The following is a 22,402-nucleotide window of genomic DNA, read 5'->3' on the forward strand; positions in this document are numbered from 1 at the left end:
GTATAAGCCATTCCACCACCAATTAAAATAGTATCAACTTTAGTGATAAGATTTTCGATTACACCAATTTTATCAGATACCTTAGCTCCACCAAGGATTGAAACAAATGGGTGTTCTGGTGCCTCTAGTGCCTTACCCATTACGTCAATTTCTTTTTCTATTAGAAAACCTACAGCTGAAGGAAGGATGCTTGCTACACCGACGTTAGATGCGTGTGCTCTATGGCTTGTTCCGAAGGCATCATTTACATATAAGTCTGCAAGAGATGCAAGCTTTTCAGCAAATTCAGGGTCATTTTTAGTTTCACCAGCAACATATCTTGTATTCTCTATTAGGCAAACTTCACCTTCTTTAAGGTTTGCTACTTCTTCTTTAACCTTGCCATCGACTACTTCTGGGCTTGGGAAGAAGTGGAATTTATCTTTGTAGTGATTCTCTAGCCAATCTGCTACAGGTTTTAGAGCAAATTCTGGTTTAGCTTCTCCCTTTGGTCTACCTAAGTGGCTCATTAGAATTACCTTAGCGTCATTTTCTATTAGGTAATCAATTGTTGGGAGAGCTGCTCTAATTCTTGTATCATCAGCAATTTCTTCATTATTTTCTTTTGATAATGGAACGTTGAAATCAACTCTTACTAGTACTTTTTTACCTTTTACATCTAAGTCTTTTACAGTTTTTTTGTTCATATTACTCCTCATATTTCCGTTAAAAAAAGGCGGAAGCTATCCCCCGCCTATATTAACTCTTAAAGATTTGCTAGATAGTCAAGTGTTCTAACAAGGTTAGATACATATCCCATTTCGTTATCATACCAAGCAACAGTTTTTACAACTTGTGTTCCGTCTTCGCCTTCAACAATTTTTGTTAGTTGAGAATCGAAAACTGAACCAGCTGGATAACCTACTATATCACTTGATACAATGTCATCTTCTGTGTATGCAAATGCATCACTTGAGTATTTTTTCATAGCTGCGTTTACTTCTTCTACAGTAACTTTCTTTTCAAGTACTGAGTAAAGCTCTGTGATTGATCCTGTAATTGTTGGAACTCTTAGAGCTGATCCATCAATTTTTCCTTCTACTTCTGGAAGTACTTTACCTACAGCCTTAGCAGCTCCAGTAGATGCTGGAATTGTATTTTGTGCTGCAGCTCTACCACCTCTTAAGTCTTTCTTAGTAGCTGGTGTGTCTTGGATAGCTTGAGTAGCTGTATATGCGTGGATAGTAGACATTTGGCCTGAAACAAATCCGAATTCATTCTTTAATACGTTAACCATTGGTGCTAAGCAGTTTGTTGTACAGCTTGCTCCAGAAACAACTGTTTCAGATCCGTCAAGGATTTCGTGGTTTACTCCGTATACTATTGTTTTTAAATCACCCTTACCTGGTGCAGAGATTAGTACTTTCTTAGCTCCTGCCTTGATGTGAGCTTCTGCTTTTTCTTTTTCTGTAAAGAATCCTGTACATTCTAGTACTATATCAACTCCAAGTTCTTCCCATGGGAGATCTTCTGGGTTTCTTTCAGCAAATACTTTTATGTCTTTGCCATTGATTTTGAATCCGTCTTCTGTTAGTTCAGCGTCTCCGTTAAATCTACCTTGTGCTGTATCGTATTTGAAAGCATATAGAAGACCCTTTTTGTCAATAAGGTCGTTGATTGCTACAACTTCTATATTTTCTTCTACTTCGGCGATTCTTCTTAGTGTAAGACGTCCGATTCTACCAAATCCATTAATTGCTACTTTTGTTGCCATTATTTCCTCCTAATTAATTCTTTCTACAAACATTATTCTACTTGATTGTTAGAAATTTGTCAACATTATGTTACCAATTGCTTCCTTCAAGATATCTATTGGCAAGGACAGCTGCAATACATCCATCTCCAGCAGCTGTAACCATCTGTCTAACCTTCTTCTCTCTTGTATCTCCTACTGCAAATACACCTTCGATGTTAGTTTTCATATCTTCATCGGTTAGGATATAACCATGGTTCATTTCAATCTTACCTTCGAATATCTCAGTTTGTGGAATATATCCTATAAATATAAATACCCCAATTGGAGAATTATCATCAGATTTTAATTCTTTTATTTCGCCAGTCTTAGTATTTTCAATTATGAGCGATTGAGATTCCTTATCTCCCTTGATTTCTTTAACAACTGCGTCAAGTTCTAGTTTTATTTTTGGATTTTCCTTAATCTTATCAACAACTACCCCACTTGCCCTAAATTCGTCTCTTCTGTGAATAATAGTCACAGATTTACCAAATTTGGTAAGATAAGTAGCCTCTTCTAGAGCAGAGTCTCCACCACCTACTACATAGATGTCAAGTCCTGTATAGAATGGTCCATCACATGTTGCACAGTAAGATACTCCTCTGTTGGAAAATTCTTTCTCGCCTGGAACATCCAATTTCCTGTGGGTAGCTCCTGATGAAATTATAACTACTTTCGCCTCATATTCTCCGCCATCAGTCTTAATTTTTTTAACCCTACCATCAAGCTCTACTTCCTTGACATCTTCATATTTGATTTCACAGAATTCTTCCGCTTGCTCTAGCATCCTTTCAGAAAGACCCATTCCTGTTGCCTCATCTATTGATCCTGGGTAGTTTTCAACAAAGGCTGTTCCGGAAATCTGTCCACCAGCTACTGCTTTTTCAATAATAAGTGTCTTAAGTTTACTTCTCCCTGCATAAAGTCCTGCGGTAAGTCCTGCTGGACCTCCTCCAATTATAATTATATCGTACATTTATCCTCCTAAAATTTAAATCCATCTTGCCTTAAAGCCTCGTATAAAACTATACTAACAGAGTTAGCTAGGTTTAAGGACCTATCTATCTTTTTTGTCATAGGGATAGTTAGAATTTTTTCCTTGTTCTCATTAAGCAAATCATCTGGTATTCCTTCTTTTTCCCTACCAAATATCAAAAAATCGCCATCTTTAAACTCTACATCTGTATATTTCTTCTTTGTTCCAGTTTCTATTAGGAAATATCTTTTATCCTTTACATAGTCCATAAAATCTTCTAGACTATCGTGGATTACAAGATCAACATGTTCCCAATAATCTATACCCGCTCTTTTCAAAAATCTATCAGAAAAATCGAACTTGAAGGGTCTAATCAGGTGAAGACGGGATTCTGTTAGGACGCAGGTTCTTCCGATATTTCCTACATTTCCAGGATGCTCTGGCGAAGTTAATACTATATTAAACACGGTTATATTCCTTTATTATTTCACAAGCTTCTCTTATTGCTCCTGAATTATTATCAGGAACTATATGGCTTGCAATTTCCTTAAGCTCTTCTCTACCATTTCCAATAGCAAAAGATAGCTTACTTCCTTCAATCATTTCTAAATCATTGAGACCATCTCCAATAGCAGCTATATTTTCTCTAGTAAATCCAATTTTATCTGCAAGGGCTAGTAGGGTATTAAACTTCGATACTCCCTTACTCATCAATTCAAGTACACCTCCAAAAGATGAAGTCATATAGAGTCTATCAGAAAATTCATCCCTAACTAGCTTTTCAATTCCCTCAATTCCAAGAGAGTTATCGTTTAACTTATTGATTTGAAACTTGTAAGCCTTATGATTTCTTCCTCTAAGCTCCTTTAAGGGATCATCTGAAATCAAAATATTTGTAGTATACTCATTATCTTTATCCTTTCGGAGATGGTTAAGTTTCTCTACATTTAATTTATTTGAATAGTAGGTATCCAAATCATAGAAATGAAAATCCAAATCATTTTCTATAGCCAAGTCATAAAGCCTATCTAAGTCTGAATCTTCTATGGGCTTTTCAAAGAATAAATTATCGTAATCAGATCCAAGAAGAGCTCCATTGTTTGCAATTATGCATGGATTTTTGCTAATCTTACTTGCAAAATATAAGACAGACTTAAAAACCCTACCGCTAGCAAGAACTACTCTGACTCCCGTGCTTTCTAAATCTCTTAGGGCTTTAATATTATCCTCTGAGAGTTTCGAGTTAGAATCTAAAAGCGTTCCATCCATATCTAGGGCAAATATTCTAATCATGATCTCTCCTATAAAATTCGCAGACTACATTAAGGTCACACTCTTCGCATATTGGGCCTCTTGCCTTACAAAGAGCCCTGCCATGGGTTATTAATTGATGGTGGGTCTTTCTCCATCTTTCTTTGGGAATATTTTCCATCAATTGCTTTTCGGTTTTTTCTACGTTTTTAGCCTGGGCAAGTCCCAGTCTATTAGATACCCTAAAAACATGGGTATCAACAGCAATTGCTGGTATATTGAAGGCATTTGATGCCACTACATTTGCAGTCTTTCTCCCAACTCCAGGAAGCTTCATCAGCTCTTTTATATCTGCTGGGACCTTACCATCATAATCACTCGACAAGATTTTGCTTGTAGCAGAAATATTTTTGGCCTTGTTCTTATATATTCCAACTGTTCTTATATAATTTTCAATTGTTTTAATATCGGCTTTAGCAAATTCTTCTGCTGTATTCATATCCTTAAACATCACACTTGTGACCTTATTGACCCTTACATCCGTTGATTGGGCTGAGAGTATTGTCGCTACCAATAACTCAAAAGGGGTCGTGAAATTTAGCATAGAATAATCCACATCAGGATACATCCTATCGAGAATTTCCAAAAGATCTTTAATTTCTTTAGAATCTAAAATACTATCACCTCAAAATTATTATACTCTTCGACTAATAAATAACATTTGATTGATAAAGACTGATTCATGTTATATAATAAATGGAGAATTGGAGTGATTAGATGTTTAATTTAAAGAAAAAAGATTTAAAAGAGCTTGACCTTATGCTTCTGTTTGCAACAATTGCCTTAAGTGTAATCGGTCTAGTCGTTTTATATTCAGCATACGGTGGAAATATCAAACCTATAACGACACAGCTTTTTGCTACTATACTTGGATTTATAATAATTTTAGTCCTATGTACAATTGACTTGGATTTTATCAAGAGATCCTACGTCGGCGTTTATGCAGTAATGATTGGACTATTGCTGTTGACCTTAGTTTTTGGTCGAGGTCTTGATGAATGGGGAGCGAAATCCTGGGTCTATATAGGATCATTTTCCTTCCAACCATCGGAGATTGCCAAAGTAGGAATAATTTTCTCCCTTGCTGCTTTTCTCGACAAGCATAAGTTCGATATCAATAACAAGCTAACCCTCTTAAAGGTCATTGCCATGGCTGGTCTTCCAATAGGTCTTATACTCTTGCAACCTGACTTTGGTACGGCTATGGTTTATGTATTCTTTGTCTCAGCTATGATTTTTATAGGAGGAATTTCTTGGAAATGGATTGGGATTTTTGCTGGACTTGCAGCAATAGTAGGATTTTTTGTCTTGACCAATCTTTCTGGATATAGGCTTGATAGAATCGAAAACTTCCTCGACCCATCAAGAGATACTTCAGGTAGTAACTGGCAACAACAACAAGGTCTCATTGCTATCGGATCAGGCATGCTTACTGGCCGTGGCTATCTTAAAGGGAGCCAATCCCAATACGGATATATTCCTGAAAAAGAAACTGACTTTATTTTCTCAGTTCTTGCTGAAGAGCTAGGATTTTTGGGAGCGATTATTGTAATAGCACTTTTCGCAATAATAATTATGAGACTTGTAATTATCGCCAAGACCTCACGTAATACTTTTATTACAATAATGCTTACAGGAATTGCGGGACTTTTGTTCATTCATATATTTGAAAATATTGCAATGACCATTGGACTTATGCCAGTAACTGGAATCCCTCTTCCATTTTTCTCATACGGAGGAACCTTCCAACTTATTAGCTTGATTAATATTGGCCTAGCACTTTCAGCATCTATGCAGAAGAAACAATACGACGACGGAATAATTGACGATGAGGCTATTAATCTCCTAGATGTAAGTATGGTTAGACCATCTAAAAGAAAATAATAAAAAGAGATGATACAAGAATTACTCCCTAATGGAGATTCTTCCTATCATCTCTTTTAATTTATGCTCTTTTCTGAACAAATAGCAAGGGTTACGACCTCACTTGCTCCCTTATTTTTTAATTCTTTTATAATTTCCAGAGCAGTATTTCCTGTAGTTATCAAATCATCTATGAGTAAAATCCTAGAGCCTTTTATATCTTTATCTAATTTAAAAGCTCCTTTTAAATTTTCGCCTCTCTCAAGTCTATTGAGTGTATGCTGAGACTTAGTGTTTTTAATCTTCTTAAATTCATCAAGCTTTCTAATTCCAAGTTTATTAGAAAAATCATCCGCTATAAGATTAATATGATCAAAACCTCTCTTGTTTACGGTCTTCTTAGATGAAGGTGAGGCTAAGATATAGTCAAAATCAGTTAAATTATTATCTACTAAAAATCTATATATCATATCAGAAAAGACTTCTTTGAGCGAAGTATTTCTACTAAACTTATAGTCAGCTATCAATCTTTTCATAAAATCATTATAAAAGTATAAACTGTAACAAGTATTTCCGGAAAGCTCGAAGTTATTTCCTATATAATCTAACTTATCAAGACAATCTTTGCATAGCTTGTATTTATAAACCATATCTTTCTTACAAGAAAAGCAAAGCCCTTCATCCAAAAACAAAAAATCAATCATCAATTACCTTCTCCATTTCTCCTATCCAGTAAGAAAGGTTGGTAAATCTTCTGTTAGACCTATTATTATCTACCATAGTTTTTAGGATTTTCTTATTTCCTAAAAGGATTACGATTTTTCTAGCCCTTGTCACGCCTGTATAGAGGAGATTTCGCGTAAGAAGCATAGGTGCTACCTGCATCATAGGAATAATTACACAAGGAAATTCAGAGCCTTGAGACTTATGGATTGTAATAGCATATGAAAGGTCTAAATCTTTGATATCTTCTTTCTTATATCTTATTAATCGTCCATCGTCAAATCTTACATCAAGACTCTCATCGATCTTATCAATATCTTCTATAATGCCTATATCACCGTTATATACACCTTCTTCATAACCATCTCCATTATTAATCGCCCTAAGATCATAATTGTTTCTAACTTGCATGACCTTATCATGTAGTTTGAATATTCTATTATTTATTTTTAGTGAGGTTTTTTCCTTATTAATAGATTCTTGAATATTATCATTAATATTAACTACACCCCAATCAGTTTTCTTTGTCGGAGATAGGATTTGTATGTCTTTAATCGGATCAAAATCATAATATTTAGGAAGTCTCTCTTTCATTAGGGATAACAAAACTGGAAGAAAGTCAGAAGTCCTCGTATCAATAAAGAAGAAATCTTTGTCTTTTTCATTTAAAATTGGGTATTTTCCTTCATTAATCCTATGGGCATTTACTATGATGTTTGACTTACCTGCCTGCCTAAATATTTTCTTAAGTCTGACAGACTCAATACTGGTCTTTAATATATCCTTTAAAACATTGCCCGGTCCTACCGAAGGAAGCTGATCGCTATCTCCAACGAGGATTATTGCAGTCTTCTCACCAATGGCTGCCATCAAGTTTTTCATTAGGAAGATATCGACCATACTGGTCTCATCAACTATAATATAGTCTTTGTCTATAGGATTTTCCTCGTTAAACTCAGCTACAACTTCATCAGGTCTTATACCCAAAAGTCTATGGATAGTATAGGCATCTTCTCCTGTCGATTCCATAATCCTCTTGGCAGCTCTTCCTGTAGGTGCGGTCAAAGCATATGAGAGACCATTTTGGGATAAAATTTTACAAATAGCATTGATAATAGTGGTCTTTCCTGTACCAGGACCTCCAGTTATAACAAGAGCCATGGACTCAAAGGCCTTTTCTATTGCTATTTTTTGCTCATCAGAGAACACAGAAAGATCATAGTCAATTTTTATATCAAAATTATATTTTTCATTTATTTTACTTGCTATTGCCATTGCAACTGATTTTTCTGCCTTAAGAAGATTAGAACTATAGATATAGTTGATATTTTCAATTTCTACCAAAACTAATTTACCAGAAATTATATCATCATTAATTACTTCTTTTATTCTTCCTTCTTCAAGTTTCAAAAGATTGGCTGATTTTTGGGACAGAGTATTGTATTTAAGACAAGTATGACCGTTAAATTCCGCCTCTGTGTTTAATATGTAGTAGACTCCTGCAGAAATCCTAAACTTAGATGTAAGATCCATCTGCATATTAAATGCTATATTATCGGCCATAGTAAAACCTACCCCTCTGATATCTTCTATTAATTTGTAGGGATTGGCCTTTACAACATCTACTGTCGATTCGCCATACTTTTTATAAATTTTCATAGATAAATTGTATGATAGATTCAAGCCTTGGAGGTATTCTATTGTCCTTCTAGAATCTCTCGTTTCTTCTGCAGAAAGCTTTATATCTTCTAGTTTCTTCTTGCCAATCCCATCTACTTTTAATAGCTTATCTGGATCGTTGTAGACGATGTCAACAGAATCCTTGCCAAAAACCTCAAAGATAGCACGGGCAGTTTTTTTGCCTATACCCTTAAGGTTACCTGAAGATAGGAATTTCACAACAGCTTCCTTGGAAGATGGCTTTACAAGTCTTATAGTAGAAATTTTAAATTGCTCACCATATTTGTCGTGATAGACTATATCTCCTTCCATCTCGACATTATCGCCCTCATTAAAAAAAGGCATAGTCCCAACACAAGTTATATCAGAATCTGGAGTGTCTACAGCCATAATCGTGTATCCATTCTCGTCGTTTCTAAATATAATGTTGGTAACTATGCCTTTAATCTTCATTTTATTTCCTATTAATCAACTGTAACTCTTTTGATATCTGCTCCAAGCTTAGTCAACTTATCGACAAGGTTGCTATAACCTCTATCTATATGATAAATCTCAGAAACTCTGGTTTCTCCCTCAGCGACAAGGCCTGCCATAACAAGGGCTGCCCCAGCTCTTAGGTCTGTTGCCTTTACACTTGCTCCATGAAGTTTCTCCACGCCCGCAATAGTTGCTCTATTGCCAGAGGTTGCTATGGCTGCACCCATCTTAGATAGCTCTTCTACGTGCATAAACCTATTCTCGAATACAGTTTCTTGAATCCTGCTTTCTCCGTCACTTAAGGTTAAAAGAGACATAAACTGTGCCTGGACATCTGTAGGAAATCCTGGATATGGTAGGGTTTGGATATTAGTTGCCTTGAGTCTATTTGGAGCCTTGACAAAGATAATATCTTCTTCTTCAATTTCTTCAACATCTGCACCTATTTCAATAAGTTTTGCTATAACTGGTCTAATGTGAGATCCTATTACATTAGTAATCTTCACATCTCCCCTAGTCATAGCTGCTGCTAGCATGTAAGTTGCTGCTTCTATCCTATCAGGTATTATCGTGTGTCTGGTACCTGTAAGCTTTTCTACCCCAGTAATAGTAATTGTCGAAGTTCCTGCTCCCTTAATCTTTGCTCCCATTTTGGATAGAAAAGAAGCAAGATCTACTATTTCTGGCTCCTTCGCTGCGTTTTCGATTATTGTTTCGCCTTCTGCAAGAGTAGCTGCCATGATAATATTTTGAGTCGCACCAACTGAAGGGAAATCTAAATAAATTTCATCACCAATAAGACCTTCATTTGCTTCTATTGCAATCTCATCATCATTTATCCTAGTATCTGCACCCAAGGCATTGAAGCCCTTAAGGTGAAGGTCAATAGGCCTTGAACCGATATTACAACCACCTGGTGCTCTTGTATATGCTTTATGAAATCTTGAAAGAAGTGGACCCATAACCACAAAGGATGCACGCATCTTATCCATAAGCTCATAAGGGGTCTCACAGGTATTAATTCCACTTGAATCTATCCTCAAGCTGCTTTTATCTATATATTCTACCTTAGAACCTAGATGTTTGAGTACATCTACCATTATCTCAACATCCTTAAGCTCTGGAACACCGTCTAAGATTATTTCTTCAGTACCTAAAACACAAGCAGCTAGTATTGGCAGGGCAGAGTTTTTGGCACCGGAGATTTCTACCTTTCCCTTAAGTGGTCCATTTGAATTTATTATTAATATCTCTTTAGTCATCTTAAGTCCTTATTTTGTTCCGAATAATCTGTCTCCAGCATCTCCTAAACCTGGGACAATATAACCATTTTCGTTGAGATTATCATCCATTTGGGCTACGAAAATATCTACATCTTCGTGTTTTTCTTGGATAGCTTTTATTCCCTCTGGTGCTGCTATTATACAAAGGAGCTTGATTGACTTGCATCCTCTTTCCTTTAGTCTTTCTACAGCATCATTTACTGACCCACCTGTCGCAACCATTGGATCTACTACCAAAATATCTCTGTTACCAATATCATTTGGGAGTTTACAGTAATATTCAACAGGCTCTAGAGTCTCCTCATTTCTGTACATTCCAATATGACCGATTTTAGCTGCTGGAAGTACTTCAAGAACTCCATCAACCATACCAAGTCCTGCTCTTAGAATTGGAACTACGGCTTGTTTTTTACCTGCTAATCTGTATCCTGTTGTCTTTGCAATAGGTGTTTCCATTTCAAATTCTTCAAGGCTTAAATCCTTGCTTGCTTCATAAGCGAGAATCATTGCAATCTCTGTTACTAAAGATCTAAACTCATTAGCACCTGTATTTTTATCTCTTAAAATTGTTATCTTGTGTTTAATTACTGGATGATCTAGTACATTTACTTTTCCCATATGCCCTCCTATAAATATTCTATATTGCCTGAGGCAGATTTTTTCATTCTATTCATTATACTCTTACCCAAGTTATTATCCATTACACCTTCGGCTAGTATAAGATCTACTTTTAATTTATCCATTTTCCTAAGTGCTGTAAAAAGCACATGGCTCATTTGACTTAAGTCACTTCTATCGCCAAAAGAAATCCTCTCAAATCCATCAAATCTTTCCATATCATCTCCAAAGACCAAAACTCCGACTTTGATTCCCTTGTTTTGGTACTCCCTGGCCTTTTTATAAATAAAATCAGAAGCCCTATCTCCTACATAAATCTGCATTCTAGCTTTAGGAGCATAGTGCTTATATTTTTGTCCTGGCGATTTAGGAATCTTATTATCATCAACTAAGGCATCATCTAAAACTACATTAGGAAGAATTTCTTTAATATATTCCAAAGTGTAGAAACCAGGCCTTAAGATTGTCGGTATTTCTTCTGACATGTCAATCACAGTCGATTCTATTCCTATATTACAATCGCCACCATCTACAATCAATGGAATCTTGCCATTAAGATCATAGTAGCAGTCACTAGCATTTGTAGGAGATGGTCTACCGGATATATTAGCAGAAGGAGCCGCAATAGGAAGATTAGCTTCATCTATTATTCTTCTAGCGATTTCATCAACTGGAAATCTAATAGCTACTGTATCTCCACCTGCAGTTACAACTTCTGGAATAATCTTTGATTTTTTGAAAATCATAGTCAATGGTCCTGGCCATAAAGTCATAAGCTTTTTGGCATCATCACTTACATCTTCCACTAGATTATATAACATTTCTTTATTAGAAATATGTAAAATTAGAGGATTATCAGCTGGCCTTTTCTTAGTTTTGAAAATATTTAGACAAGCCCTACCGTCTAATCCATTTGCCCCAAGTCCATAAACGGTCTCAGTTGGAATAGCTACAAGCTCGCCTTGTCTAAGAAGACTTGCAGCCTTTTTAATACTTTCATCATCTATGTTTTCTCTATCAATCTTTAAAACTTCTGTTTCCATTACATCTTCTTTCACTTATCATCTATTACACAATAGGTTGGATCCATGTGAATTGTTATCTCGACTTTTGTCCTAGCGTAGATTTCACTTTCTATCTTATCGATTTGTCTATGGACAACTTCTACAGTTAAGTTAGCTGGAACTTCCACATGGACAGACCCCTCCATCCTTCCTTTGCCATATTCATGAATTTGTAAATCATGATATCCAATTACCAGATCACTTTCCATAATTATCTGATCAATTTTCTTTTCTATCTCACTATCGACCCTTTTTCCAAGAAGGATTGCCGTAGTATCTTTAAACATCTCGAGTCCTGGATAGAATACAAAAAATGAAATTATAATACCCATAATTGCATCGACATTAAAGCTTACATAACTTTGTATAATTGAACCAACAAGGATTGCGCTTGTCGCTATTATATCATTTCTCGCATCGAGCATTACCCCTAAGTTTAATTCGCTATCGAGACTCTTATAAAGCTTCTTATTTAATAGATAAATGTAAACTTTGAAGGCATTACTAAGGAGTAGTATTACTAAAGTTAGTAGACTTAGCCCGTAAAAGCTATTGTCGCTAAAGCTTTTTACAGAGTTTACAAAAAGAGTGATTCCTACATATATAATTACTATAGAAACTAATAAGCTAATTACATACTCACTTCTTCCATGACCGAAAGGATGTTCCTTATCGGCAGGTTTCTTGCTAATATTTGATCCAAAAAGCGCCATCAAAGATACTACAGAATCCGATAAGTTGTTAAAAGCATCATTTACTATAGCCTGAGAATGGATTACAAATCCTAGGCTTACCTTCATAATAAATAGCAATACATTTATAGCTATACCTATAGATGAAGATAGGGATATTAAAGAAAGTCTATAGGCAAAATCATCCATATTGGTGGATTTTTTGATAAACTTTCTCGATAAGAATTCAAACAATCTATTCTTCCTCGCCTATTTTCTCTAATTTTCTAGTTTGATCTTCGGCAATTAAGGAATCTATCATTTCTCCTATATTACCATTTAGGAAGTCATCTAATTGATAAATCGTCTTGTTTATCCTATGGTCTGTGATTCTTCCTTGAGGGAAATTGTAAGTCCTAATTCTTTCTGACCTGTCACCAGTACCGACTTGGCTTTTTCTATTATCAGCTATTTCCTTATTTCTCTTTTCTTCTTCAAGTTCATATATACGGGCTAGAAGAATCCTCATGGCCTTTTCTTTATTCTTGATTTGGCTTTTCTCATCTTGCATACTTACAACAATTCCTGTTGGAATATGGGTTAGCCTTACAGCAGAATCTGTTGTGTTTACTGATTGTCCACCATTTCCTGATGATCTAAATACGTCTGTTCTTATATCATTAGGATCAAGCTCAACATCGACCTCGTCTACTTCTGGCAATACTGCAACTGTAGCTGTTGAAGTATGAATTCTACCACCTGATTCTGTTTCAGGAACTCTTTGAACTCTGTGAACTCCAGATTCATATTTAAATCTAGAATAGGCTCCCTCTCCTCTAATCATAAAGGTAGCTTCCTTGATTCCACCGACACCTTGGCTGCTTACTTCAACGTCTTCTGTCTTGTAGCCTTCCTTGTCAGCATACATGTGATACATCCTATATAAGTCTCCAGCGAAAAGTCCTGCCTCGTCTCCACCAGCTCCTGGTCGTATTTCAACAATAACGTCTCTCGAATCGTTAGGGTCTTTTGGTATAAGGAGAATTTTCATCTCTTCCTTGTACTCTTCTAAGAGCTTCTCGTTTTCTTTTATTTCTTCTTTTAACATATCGACCATATCTTGATCGTCTGCTTCATTGATCAGCTCTTTGTTTTCTGCGATTGTAGACTCAGAGTCTTTGATTTCGTCATATTTTTCAACTATTGGTTTTAGAGAATTGTACTCTCTAGTTATCTTAGTTAGTTTAGAAATATCTGCCAAAACCTCTGGATCGATCATTTTTTTCTCAAGATCCAAATAGTTTTCTTTTATATGTTCAATATTTTCAAACATCTTTTATCCTTTCTCAGCGATTATAAATCGGTCAAAATCATTATAATCCTTCATACTTTTGATATTTTTAAAATCAGATTCGTTCAAAAGCTCACATATCCTTTGCTTTTGGTCATATCCAATTTCAAAAACAAGTCTTCCTCCATCGTTAAGATAAGAATTTGCTTCTTTTATTATTCTTCTATAGAAGTATAGGCCATCTTCACTTGCTAATAAAGCCGACTTTGGCTCATGGTACAATCTCTCATCTAACTTGTCATAATCAGTCTGATTTATATAGGGAGGATTCGATATTATTATATCAAATTTTTCTGAAATTTCCTCAAACAAATCAGATTTTATAAAAGAAACGTTAGAAGCTTTTAATCTCTCTTTATTCTCCTGGGAAAGACTTAAAGCTTTATCTTCAATATCGCTACCTACAATTTCACTAGCAGGTAAATTTTTGCCAAGGCTAATCGCTATAGCTCCAGAACCAGTACCTATATCAAGTATTTTATCCTTCTTGTAGGAAGATTTTACTAAAAAGTCCAATATTATTTCCGTTTCAAATCTAGGTATAAGGGCTCTCTCATCTACCTTAAAATTAAGTCCATAAAATTCCCATTCTCCTATAGCGTACTGGAGAGGATAGCCCTTATTATATCTAGCTAGAATATCATCTAATTTTGAACTTACTTTGTCTTCAATCTCTTCCTCACTTCTTAGAATCACCGAGCTTTTATTTGTATCTAGAAGATAAGTTAGAGCGATAAGGCTAATATCATAATTTTTATCTAAATAATCTTTTATTTTCATTTTTTATACATAAAAATAAGGTAAGTCGCCTTACCTTATAATTTCTACTATTTTCTACCGTATTTTTTGTTAAATTTCTCAACGTTACCACCACGTTCAGCATTTCTTTGTTTTCCTGAATAGAATGGGTGACAATTGTTGCAAACTTCTACTTTGATTTCATCTTCAGTAGAACCTACAGTAAATTCATTCCCACATGAAATGCATGTTACTTTTGCTTGGTGATATTCTGGATGTAAGTCTTTTTTCATATAACACCTCTTGTTTCTTCTTTCAATAAGCAATTAATATCATACCATCCGCCCTCAATTATTGCAAGCCCTAGTATGAATTATTTATCAATTCTATAAACTTCTTATTATCTTCTGTTCTTCTCATCCAATCTATTAACTCGACTATGGATTCTGCGTTATTCATATTGGACTTTCTTAACTTGATTACTGCCTCTAGTTCCTTATCTGTAAGGAGTAGATCTTCTCTTCTTGTAGAAGACTTCTCTATATTAATAGCTGGGAATATTCTCCTATCGGCAAGTCTTCTGTCTAGGTGGATTTCCATGTTACCAGTTCCCTTAAACTCTTCAAAGATCATATCATCCATCCTAGAACCTGTATCGACTAAGGCTGTAGCAAGTATGGTAAGAGAACCGCCATCTTCTATGTTTCTAGCTGCGCCAAAAAATTGCTTTGGTCCTACAAGAGCTAGGGGATCAAGTCCTCCAGATAGAGTCCTTCCAGATTGTGGAGTCATAATATTGTAAGCCCTAGCAAGTCTAGTTATCGAATCTAAAAGTATTACTACATCTTTCTTTTCTTCAACGAATCTCTTAGCTCTCTCTAGAACCATCTCCGCCATGTCTATATGGCTTTGGGGTGTTTTGTCAAAAGTAGATGCTGCAACTTCTGTACGCATGAGTTCATTTTCTGGGTCCCTATATTTGTTTACATAGCGAATAAAGTCAGTTACCTCTTCTGGTCTTTCATCTATTAATAGAACTATTATTTTGATATCGTCATAGTTTTTCTCGATGGATCTTTCAATATCTTTGATGAGAGTGGTCTTTCCTGCCTTAGGTTGGGAGACAATCAAACCTCTTTGGCCTCGACCGATTGGACTTATAAAATCTATGATTCTTTCAGAAAAGTGATCTTTAGTTGTTTCTAATGATATTTTTTCTTTTGGGTAAATTGGAGTCAGATCTTCAAAATATGGCCTATTGTAGGCAACTCCTGGATTGATGCCGTTGACATCAGACACAAAAATGAGCGGTGCAAACTTATCTCTAGCGTGTTTTTCTCTTGCGATTCCTCTTATGTAATCACCTGTCTTTAGTCTAAACATTTTAATCTGCTTAGGTGGAACATATATATCGTCATCTCCACTTTCATAAAGTTGAGTACGGAGGAAGCCATATCCATCTGGTAAGATTTCCAGGATTCCATCACAATCGAACTTTTGACCTAGGTCATTTTCTGCTTCTTCTTTTTTCTCTTCGTTTCTATTAGCTTCTTCTTCTTCGATTAGCTTGATGAGTTCATCTTTTCTATATTTGCTTATAGATTCGATGCCCATCTCTTTGGCCAATTCTCTTAATTCTACTAGTTTTTTATCTTTTAAATTATCCATATATTCCTTTATAGAAAAAAGGAGCCCTAAGGCCCCCATTCTCTTTGTTATTTTGCACTATTTTCAGAACCAAACATGTCAATTTTTTCTTCGACTTTATCGATTACAGCTTGTGTTCCATCTGCTAATAATTTTCTAGGGTCAAAGCCTTTACCTTCTTGATCTTTGCCTGCTTCTATATATTTTCTTGTGGCTTCAGCAAATACAAGTTGGCATTCTGTGTTTACGTTGATTTTTGAAACTCCTAGGCTGATAGCTTTTTTGATTTGATCATCAGGAATTCCTGTACCACCGTGAAGAACTATTGGCATATTTACTGCATCAGAAATTTCTTTTAGTCTATCAAAGTTAAGTCCTTGCCAGTCAGCTGGATAAACTCCGTGGATATTACCGATACCTGCTGCTAAGAAGTCTATTCCAAGACCTGCAATCTTCTTGCATTCTTCAACGTCAGCAAGCTCTCCTGCTGATGTAACTCCATCTTCTACTCCACCGATACCACCAACTTCTGCTTCAACAGAGATTCCTTTAGAGTGAGCAAGTTCAACAATTTCTTTTGTTTTTTCGAGGTTTTCGTCGAGTGGGAAGTGTGAACCATCAAACATTACTGAAGTAAAGCCAGCTTCGATTGCTTTCTTTGCTCCTTCGTATGAACCATGGTCAAGATGTATTGCTACAGGAACTGTAATTCCCATTTCATCATGCATAGCTTTTACAAGGTCGGCAACTACTCTAAAGCCTCCCATGTACTTGATAGCTCCCTCAGATGCAGCCACGATAACAGCTGTTTGTTTTTCTTCGCTTGCTTTAAGGATTGCTTTTGTCCATTCAAGGTTGTTTGTATTGAAGTGACCAATTGCATATCCATTTGCATAAGCTTTATCTAACATTTCTTTTGCATTAACTAACATATTGTCTCCTTATAGTTCTTATTTTTTTCTTTCAGTATAATAATACCCGTTTTCTATTTAAAAGATAGGTCTTTTTTTATTGAGTCTACGATTTTTTCTATGGCTTCACTTGATGAAATCTTTACATTTTCCATATCTTTTCTTGTAGAATATTCCACTATGTCATCTGCTGCATCTTTTCCAACAGTAATTCTATATGGTATACCAATTAGGTCTCTATCGTTAAACTTAACTCCAGCTCTTTCTTTTCTATCATCTAATATAACATCGATTCTCTCTTCCCTTAGTCTTTGATAGATTTTTTCACCAAGTTCTTTTTGCTCATCCTTGTTGATGTTTATAATAGTTACAATTGCCTCAAAAGGAGCAACTGATGCAGGCCATATAATTCCTTTATCATCGTGATATTGCTCAACTATGGCTGAAACTGAACGAGAAATTCCTATTCCGTAAGAGCCCATTATAAATGGTTTCTGTTTACCATTTTCATCTAAGAAGTAAGCTTCTAGACTTTCTGAATATTTTGTACCTAATTGGAAGATATTTCCAACTTCTATTCCTCTCGCAGCCTTAAACATGCCCGATCCATCATAAGCCATATCGCCTTCTTTAGCAGTAAGGAGGTCTTCTACTATTTCTCCATCAAAGTCTCTCTTAAAGTTTGCATTAATGTAGTGATAGTCGGTTTTGTTGGCTCCTACTGTTAGGTTGTTTATTTTGGTTAGGGATTCATCAATTATGACACGAACTTCTTCTTTTAAGCCGATTGGCCCAGTATATCCTGCCTTTGCCCCCGTGATTTTTTCGATTGTTTCATCATCGAGCATTTCGATTTCATGCTCTGGCACTTTGAGATAAGAGATAAGCTTAGCCATATTTAGCTCCCTATCTCCAGGAACGAATACTAATAAAGGCTCTCCCTTTACCAAAAGGTCTACTGCCTTAGCCGAATGATGGGTGTCTTTTTCTAAATACTCTGAGACTTCATCTATAGTAGTTTTTCCTACTGTTTCAACTAATTCTAGGTCTTTTTCATCTTCCTTGACAAAGTCCATCTTAAATCTAGCTTTTTCATCTGTTGCTGCATAATCTGAATCATCAGTATAGAGGATTACTCCTTCCCCTGTCTCTGATAGAGCGATAAACTCATGGCTCTTTTTGCCACCCATAGTTCCAGAGTCACCTTCAACGATTTTGTAATCTAGTCCCATTTTGTCAAAGGCTTCTACATAGGCATCCCGCATTTTTTGGTAGGATATTTCAAGTCCTTCCATGTCAGCGTCGAAGGAATAAGCATCCTTCATTAGGAAGTCCCTTGACCTATTGATGCCAAATCTTGGTCTTTTTTCATCTCTAAACTTATCTACAATCTGATAAATATTTAGTGGAAGTTGCTTGTAAGAATTAAGTTCATCTTTAACAAGAGCTGTGAAAGCCTCTTCTGCTGTAGGTCCTAGGCAGTACTCTCTTTCGTGTCTGTCCTTAAGTTTAAACATCTCAGGACCGAAAGTTTCCCATCTTCCTGAAGCTTCCCAGATTTCTCTTGCTTGTAAGATAGAAGTTGAAACTTCGATAGAATCGTGATTTTCCATAGCTTCTCTTACAATAGCCTCTATCTTATTTATAACTTTCTTGCCAAGTGGTAGGAATGAATACACTCCACTTGCTTGTTTTCTAATGAAGGCCCCTCTTGTCAAAAACTTATGACTTGCAGTTTCTGCATCAACAGGATCTTCCCTTAATGTTGGCATATAATATTTTGATAATCTCATTTTTCACCTATATCTTTCATTGATAGACCTATTCTTTCTTTCTTCCTGTCTATCTCTATTACTTTTACTTCTACAACTTGTGAATTGGTCAAAACTTCATTAGGATTTTTGATGAATTTATTTGAAATCTTTGAAACATGGACGAGTCCATCGATACCGACGCCTATATCTACGAAGGCACCAAAGTCTGTTATATTTCTAACCTTTCCTTTAAATATCATACCCTCTTTTAGATCGTCTATCCCCATAACTTCTTTGCGAGTTAGAACTTCTGGATTATCGTCTCTAGGATCTCTACCTGACTTTTTAAGCTCAGAAATTATATCCTTAAGGGTCGGCACTCCTACTTCAAGTTTTTCCGCAAGACTTTCTAGATTTATACTATCAAGGTCCTCCCCTTCAAGTTTCTTAGCTATCTTGTAGGATTCTGGATGGACTGCAGTATTATCTAAAATTTCTGGTGAGTCAGGAAATCTCAAGAAACCTGCACAAAGCTTGTAGGTCTTATCTCCTAAGCCCTTAACAGTTTTCAAATCTTTCCTATAGACTATTTTTCCTTCCTTAAAATCTTCCTCTATTCTTTTGGCAAGATTGGCATTAAGACCTGATACATAACTTAAAAGCTTATAAGAGGCGTTATTTATACTAACACCAACTTCATTTACCGCATCCTCCACAACTTTGGAAAGCTCGTGATCTAGCTTTTTCCCATCTAAATCATGTTGGTACTGGCCAATTCCTATGTGTTTTGGTTCTATTTTTACAAGTTCAGCCATAGGGTCTTGGAGCCTTCTAGCCATAGAAATTGCTCCTCTTATAGTTACATCAAGATCAGGAAATTCCTCTTCGCCTAGGGTTGACGCAGAATATACAGATGCTCCTGCTTCATTTACTATAGCATAGCTTAATCCATCAACTTCTTGTATAAGCTTATTTACAACAAGCTCTGTCTCCCTAGATGCTGTCGCATTACCCAGAGCGATAAGACTTACGTCATATCTTTCTACGAGTTTCTTTAAAGTTGCTATAGCTTCTTTTTCCTTTTTGTGAGGCTCTACGGGATAGATTACAGTAGAATCTAGATATTTTCCAAACTGATCTACAACCGCAACCTTACATCCTGTTCTAAAGCCAGGGTCAAGTCCAATTACTGCTTGGCCTTTGATTGGTCTTTGCAAGAGATATGGCTTAAGATTCTTGCCAAAGACTCCAATGGACTCATCTTCTGCACTTTCAGTAAGGAAGTTTCTCATTTCTGTTGTAATTGAAGGAAGCATCAGTCTCTTATAGGCATCATCTACAGTTTTTACTAGAAGTGATTCCTGATAAGGGTTAAGGTCCTTATCTTCCCTGAATAAGTCAGCAATAAGTTTTTTATTGTATTCATCTGTAAATTCAAGCTTTACAGTAAGGGCTTTTTCCTTTTCACCCCTATTGATAGCAAGGGTTTGGAAGGATTTCATATCCCTTAATTTCTTAGAAAAATCATAATAATTCTCATAAAGACCTGCCTCATCTTCCTTTAAGCTACATAGGAGCTTAGCCCTTAAGAAACCATCTCTTCTAATTATATTCCTCGCTGGGATACTATTAGAAATGTCTTCTGCCAAAATATCTAGGGCCCTATCCAAGGCTTCCTCTTCACTTTCTAGATTTTCTGTAAGATATTGACGAGCTTCATCTATCGCTTCTCCCTCGCTTTCTGCCTTGGTAAACAAAAAGTCTAAAAGCTTGTCAAGTCCAAACTCACGAGCAATATCAGCCCTAGTCTTTCTCTTTGACTTATAGGGAGCATAGATATCCTCAAGGATGGTAAGAGTATTAGTAGAAAGAATCTCCTTCTTAAGCTCTTCTGTAAGCTTCCCTTGAGATTCGATAGAGTTAATAATTTCTTCCTGTCTCTTCTCAATATTCCTATACTTATTGAGATTCTTCTCTATTTCCCTGATCTCAACATCAGTAAGATTTCCAGTAGCTTCCTTTCTATATCTTGCTATAAAGGCAACAGTCGAGCCTTCATCCAAAAGCTTGGTGACCGCATCTATACCCTTTTCGCTAATTTCTAGCTGTTTTGATAAAATTTCTGTAATGTTCATAAAAATAAACTCCTATAAAAGCAAAAGATAGGACTCATCCTACCCATGCTTTATCGAATAACTCTAATTTCCAGTAATAAAATTAATCTTGTATTTTGGAAAATTCATACTTATGATTCTTCCGCCAATATTTTGATAATCCTCCTCATCTAAATCGAAAATATTCGAAGGATCATAAAGAACAATCTTAGATTTCTTGATATCAGCAGGTGAAACTATAAGCTCAAACTTATAGATTGATTTATCCTTGGCATACTTAATCAAAATATCTATAAATCTTCCATAATCGTACTCGTTGTTGTGTGTAAACTCCAAATCAACCTTGTACTCTTTCTCCTCAACCATATTGAACTTGGCCTTCCTACTAGTATATGAAGTAACATCGCCACTTTCAATGTTAGTAATCTTAATAGTCGTCTCGTTAAGAGCCTTCTCATCGTCTCTACTTACTAAATGGATAATATCGGTATTAGAAAGTTCTCTTTCGATTTTTTCAATCTCCCTTTCCTTATTCCTAATCCTCGTAAGATCGGAACTTAAATCCTCAACCCTTATAGGATTATCCATCTTAACCGTATGAGACTTATCTGAATCAAATCCCTTAAATATCTTTACATCATCATCGAGCTTCTTTCTCACCCTCCTATCAGCATTGACGCCCCTAGGAGCTTGGTCCTTCTCATTTAAGTATTCGTCGATATCATCAAAACTCATCTTATCCTTAACAAGTCTGATATCTTTCTCATTAAGATGCTTGTAAGTAGATAGTAGAGTCCTAAAAATCATATACAAGAATGATAAGGAAGTAAGAAGACTCTTCAAAGATCTTGGCATAATATTATTACTATCAACAATATTAATTAAGAGCATGATAATAAAAGCCAAAGCTCCTGTATATCTAAAAAATCCATTCTTCCCTGGCTTGTAATCACTTGCCTTAACCAAATTAGAAGAAGTCTTAACTAAAATCCTAACCACCTTTATAACAAAGATAATTGCTCCTAATAAATAAAATCCTGCAACAACATTATTTAAAATAGGAAAAGTCCCATAAAGGTCAAAGGGTAAAGACCTAATCCCATAATCTACAGCAAAAGTTAAGGCAAGCACAAACAAGCCGCTCTTTCTAAAGGCCTTAGAAATAATAAATAATATTAATAAGACAAGACCAAAGATTACCGGAATCAAAGTTATTCTATTGTATGTAAATAATTCAACTATTTCATTTAATATATTTGTATAATCCATAATAACTCCATACTAATAATTATATCAAAAATCCTACAAGATACAATAAAATTTTAAAATACATTTCCAAGAAAGAAAAAATATGTTATCATATATATATATGCTAGAATAGCTCAATTGGTAGAGCACCGGTATCGTAAACCGTAGGTTGCAGGTTCAAGTCCTGTTTCTAGCTCCA

General features: G+C 35.6%; 21 protein-coding genes and 1 tRNA gene. 2 read left to right on the forward strand and 20 right to left on the reverse strand.

Annotated features, from left to right (window positions below; genetic code table 11):
- The 6 genes from pgk to nth all read right to left on the reverse strand — a co-directional run.
- A partial coding sequence (pgk, locus tag RCH56_RS04875; RefSeq protein WP_306483867.1) for a phosphoglycerate kinase occupies positions 1 to 686 on the reverse strand: 686 nt, incomplete at its 3' end.
- 59 nt (positions 687 to 745) lie between these two features.
- Positions 746 to 1,753, reverse strand: coding sequence for a type I glyceraldehyde-3-phosphate dehydrogenase (gap, locus tag RCH56_RS04880; protein ID WP_306483868.1), 1,008 nt, complete (start codon positions 1,751 to 1,753; stop codon positions 746 to 748).
- Between the two features lie 70 nt (positions 1,754 to 1,823).
- Positions 1,824 to 2,750 carry a thioredoxin-disulfide reductase gene (trxB, locus tag RCH56_RS04885; RefSeq protein WP_306483869.1) on the reverse strand — a complete coding sequence of 309 codons (927 nt, stop codon included), beginning with the start codon at positions 2,748 to 2,750 and terminating at the stop codon, positions 1,824 to 1,826.
- An 8-nt stretch (positions 2,751 to 2,758) separates the two neighbouring features.
- Positions 2,759 to 3,217 (reverse strand): tRNA (cytidine(34)-2'-O)-methyltransferase, encoded by a 459-nt coding sequence (locus tag RCH56_RS04890; protein WP_306483870.1) that lies wholly within the window; start codon positions 3,215 to 3,217, stop codon positions 2,759 to 2,761.
- Positions 3,210 to 4,043, reverse strand: coding sequence for an HAD family hydrolase (locus RCH56_RS04895; protein WP_306483871.1), 834 nt, complete (start codon positions 4,041 to 4,043; stop codon positions 3,210 to 3,212). Before RCH56_RS04895 ends, RCH56_RS04890 begins: the two co-directional genes overlap by 8 nt.
- On the reverse strand, positions 4,036 to 4,677 hold the full coding sequence (gene nth / locus RCH56_RS04900; RefSeq protein ID WP_306483886.1) for an endonuclease III: 642 nt from the start codon (positions 4,675 to 4,677) through the stop codon (positions 4,036 to 4,038). Before nth ends, RCH56_RS04895 begins: the two co-directional genes overlap by 8 nt.
- Positions 4,678 to 4,778: 101 nt before the next feature.
- Here nth and rodA point away from each other — a divergent pair, with 101 nt between their 5' ends.
- Positions 4,779 to 5,945: a rod shape-determining protein RodA gene (rodA, locus tag RCH56_RS04905; protein WP_306483872.1), complete on the forward strand. Its 1,167-nt coding sequence runs from the start codon at positions 4,779 to 4,781 to the stop codon at positions 5,943 to 5,945.
- A 56-nt stretch (positions 5,946 to 6,001) separates the two neighbouring features.
- Here the strand turns inward: rodA and RCH56_RS04910 are convergent, their stop codons facing one another.
- The 14 genes from RCH56_RS04910 to RCH56_RS04975 all read right to left on the reverse strand — a co-directional run bounded on the left by RCH56_RS04910 (position 6,002) and on the right by RCH56_RS04975 (position 22,224).
- Positions 6,002 to 6,628, reverse strand: coding sequence for a ComF family protein (locus RCH56_RS04910; protein WP_306483873.1), 627 nt, complete (start codon positions 6,626 to 6,628; stop codon positions 6,002 to 6,004).
- A complete protein-coding gene (locus RCH56_RS04915) occupies positions 6,621 to 8,780 on the reverse strand; it encodes an ATP-dependent RecD-like DNA helicase (RefSeq protein WP_306483874.1) in 2,160 nt (719 codons plus the stop codon). Before RCH56_RS04915 ends, RCH56_RS04910 begins: the two co-directional genes overlap by 8 nt.
- Before the next feature lie 11 nt (positions 8,781 to 8,791).
- Positions 8,792 to 10,066 (reverse strand): UDP-N-acetylglucosamine 1-carboxyvinyltransferase, encoded by a 1,275-nt coding sequence (gene murA / locus RCH56_RS04920; RefSeq protein ID WP_306483875.1) that lies wholly within the window; start codon positions 10,064 to 10,066, stop codon positions 8,792 to 8,794.
- A 9-nt stretch (positions 10,067 to 10,075) separates the two neighbouring features.
- Positions 10,076 to 10,705 carry a uracil phosphoribosyltransferase gene (upp, locus tag RCH56_RS04925; protein ID WP_306483876.1) on the reverse strand — a complete coding sequence of 210 codons (630 nt, stop codon included), beginning with the start codon at positions 10,703 to 10,705 and terminating at the stop codon, positions 10,076 to 10,078.
- Between the two features lie 8 nt (positions 10,706 to 10,713).
- Positions 10,714 to 11,748 carry an L-threonylcarbamoyladenylate synthase gene (locus tag RCH56_RS04930; protein WP_306483877.1) on the reverse strand — a complete coding sequence of 345 codons (1,035 nt, stop codon included), beginning with the start codon at positions 11,746 to 11,748 and terminating at the stop codon, positions 10,714 to 10,716.
- An 11-nt stretch (positions 11,749 to 11,759) separates the two neighbouring features.
- Positions 11,760 to 12,695 carry a cation diffusion facilitator family transporter gene (locus tag RCH56_RS04935; protein WP_306483878.1) on the reverse strand — a complete coding sequence of 312 codons (936 nt, stop codon included), beginning with the start codon at positions 12,693 to 12,695 and terminating at the stop codon, positions 11,760 to 11,762.
- 1 nt (position 12,696) lies between these two features.
- Positions 12,697 to 13,773 carry a peptide chain release factor 1 gene (gene prfA / locus RCH56_RS04940; protein ID WP_306483879.1) on the reverse strand — a complete coding sequence of 359 codons (1,077 nt, stop codon included), beginning with the start codon at positions 13,771 to 13,773 and terminating at the stop codon, positions 12,697 to 12,699.
- A gap of 3 nt (positions 13,774 to 13,776) precedes the next feature.
- Positions 13,777 to 14,571: a peptide chain release factor N(5)-glutamine methyltransferase gene (gene prmC / locus RCH56_RS04945; RefSeq protein ID WP_306483880.1), complete on the reverse strand. Its 795-nt coding sequence runs from the start codon at positions 14,569 to 14,571 to the stop codon at positions 13,777 to 13,779.
- A 47-nt stretch (positions 14,572 to 14,618) separates the two neighbouring features.
- The gene (gene rpmE, locus RCH56_RS04950) at positions 14,619 to 14,822 is read right to left on the reverse strand and encodes a 50S ribosomal protein L31 (RefSeq protein ID WP_015777682.1); all 204 of its coding nucleotides are present in this window, start codon (positions 14,820 to 14,822) and stop codon (positions 14,619 to 14,621) included.
- Positions 14,823 to 14,892: 70 nt separating this feature from the next.
- A complete protein-coding gene (gene rho, locus RCH56_RS04955) occupies positions 14,893 to 16,197 on the reverse strand; it encodes a transcription termination factor Rho (protein ID WP_306483881.1) in 1,305 nt (434 codons plus the stop codon).
- Positions 16,198 to 16,244: 47 nt separating this feature from the next.
- Positions 16,245 to 17,108 (reverse strand): class II fructose-1,6-bisphosphate aldolase, encoded by an 864-nt coding sequence (gene fba, locus RCH56_RS04960; RefSeq protein WP_306483882.1) that lies wholly within the window; start codon positions 17,106 to 17,108, stop codon positions 16,245 to 16,247.
- 53 nt (positions 17,109 to 17,161) lie between these two features.
- Positions 17,162 to 18,880, reverse strand: a complete 1,719-nt coding sequence (locus tag RCH56_RS04965; RefSeq protein ID WP_306483883.1) for a proline--tRNA ligase — start codon at positions 18,878 to 18,880, stop codon at positions 17,162 to 17,164.
- A complete protein-coding gene (locus RCH56_RS04970) occupies positions 18,877 to 20,976 on the reverse strand; it encodes a Tex-like N-terminal domain-containing protein (RefSeq protein WP_306483884.1) in 2,100 nt (699 codons plus the stop codon). The genes RCH56_RS04965 and RCH56_RS04970 overlap by 4 nt, the downstream gene beginning before the upstream one ends.
- Before the next feature lie 63 nt (positions 20,977 to 21,039).
- Positions 21,040 to 22,224 carry a hypothetical protein gene (locus RCH56_RS04975; RefSeq protein ID WP_306483885.1) on the reverse strand — a complete coding sequence of 395 codons (1,185 nt, stop codon included), beginning with the start codon at positions 22,222 to 22,224 and terminating at the stop codon, positions 21,040 to 21,042.
- 102 nt (positions 22,225 to 22,326) lie between these two features.
- Here RCH56_RS04975 and RCH56_RS04980 point away from each other — a divergent pair.
- A tRNA-Thr gene (locus RCH56_RS04980) sits at positions 22,327 to 22,402 on the forward strand.

Origin of the sequence: Anaerococcus sp. (genome assembly GCF_030825785.1) — a bacterium.
Classification (GTDB): domain Bacteria; phylum Bacillota; class Clostridia; order Tissierellales; family Peptoniphilaceae; genus Anaerococcus.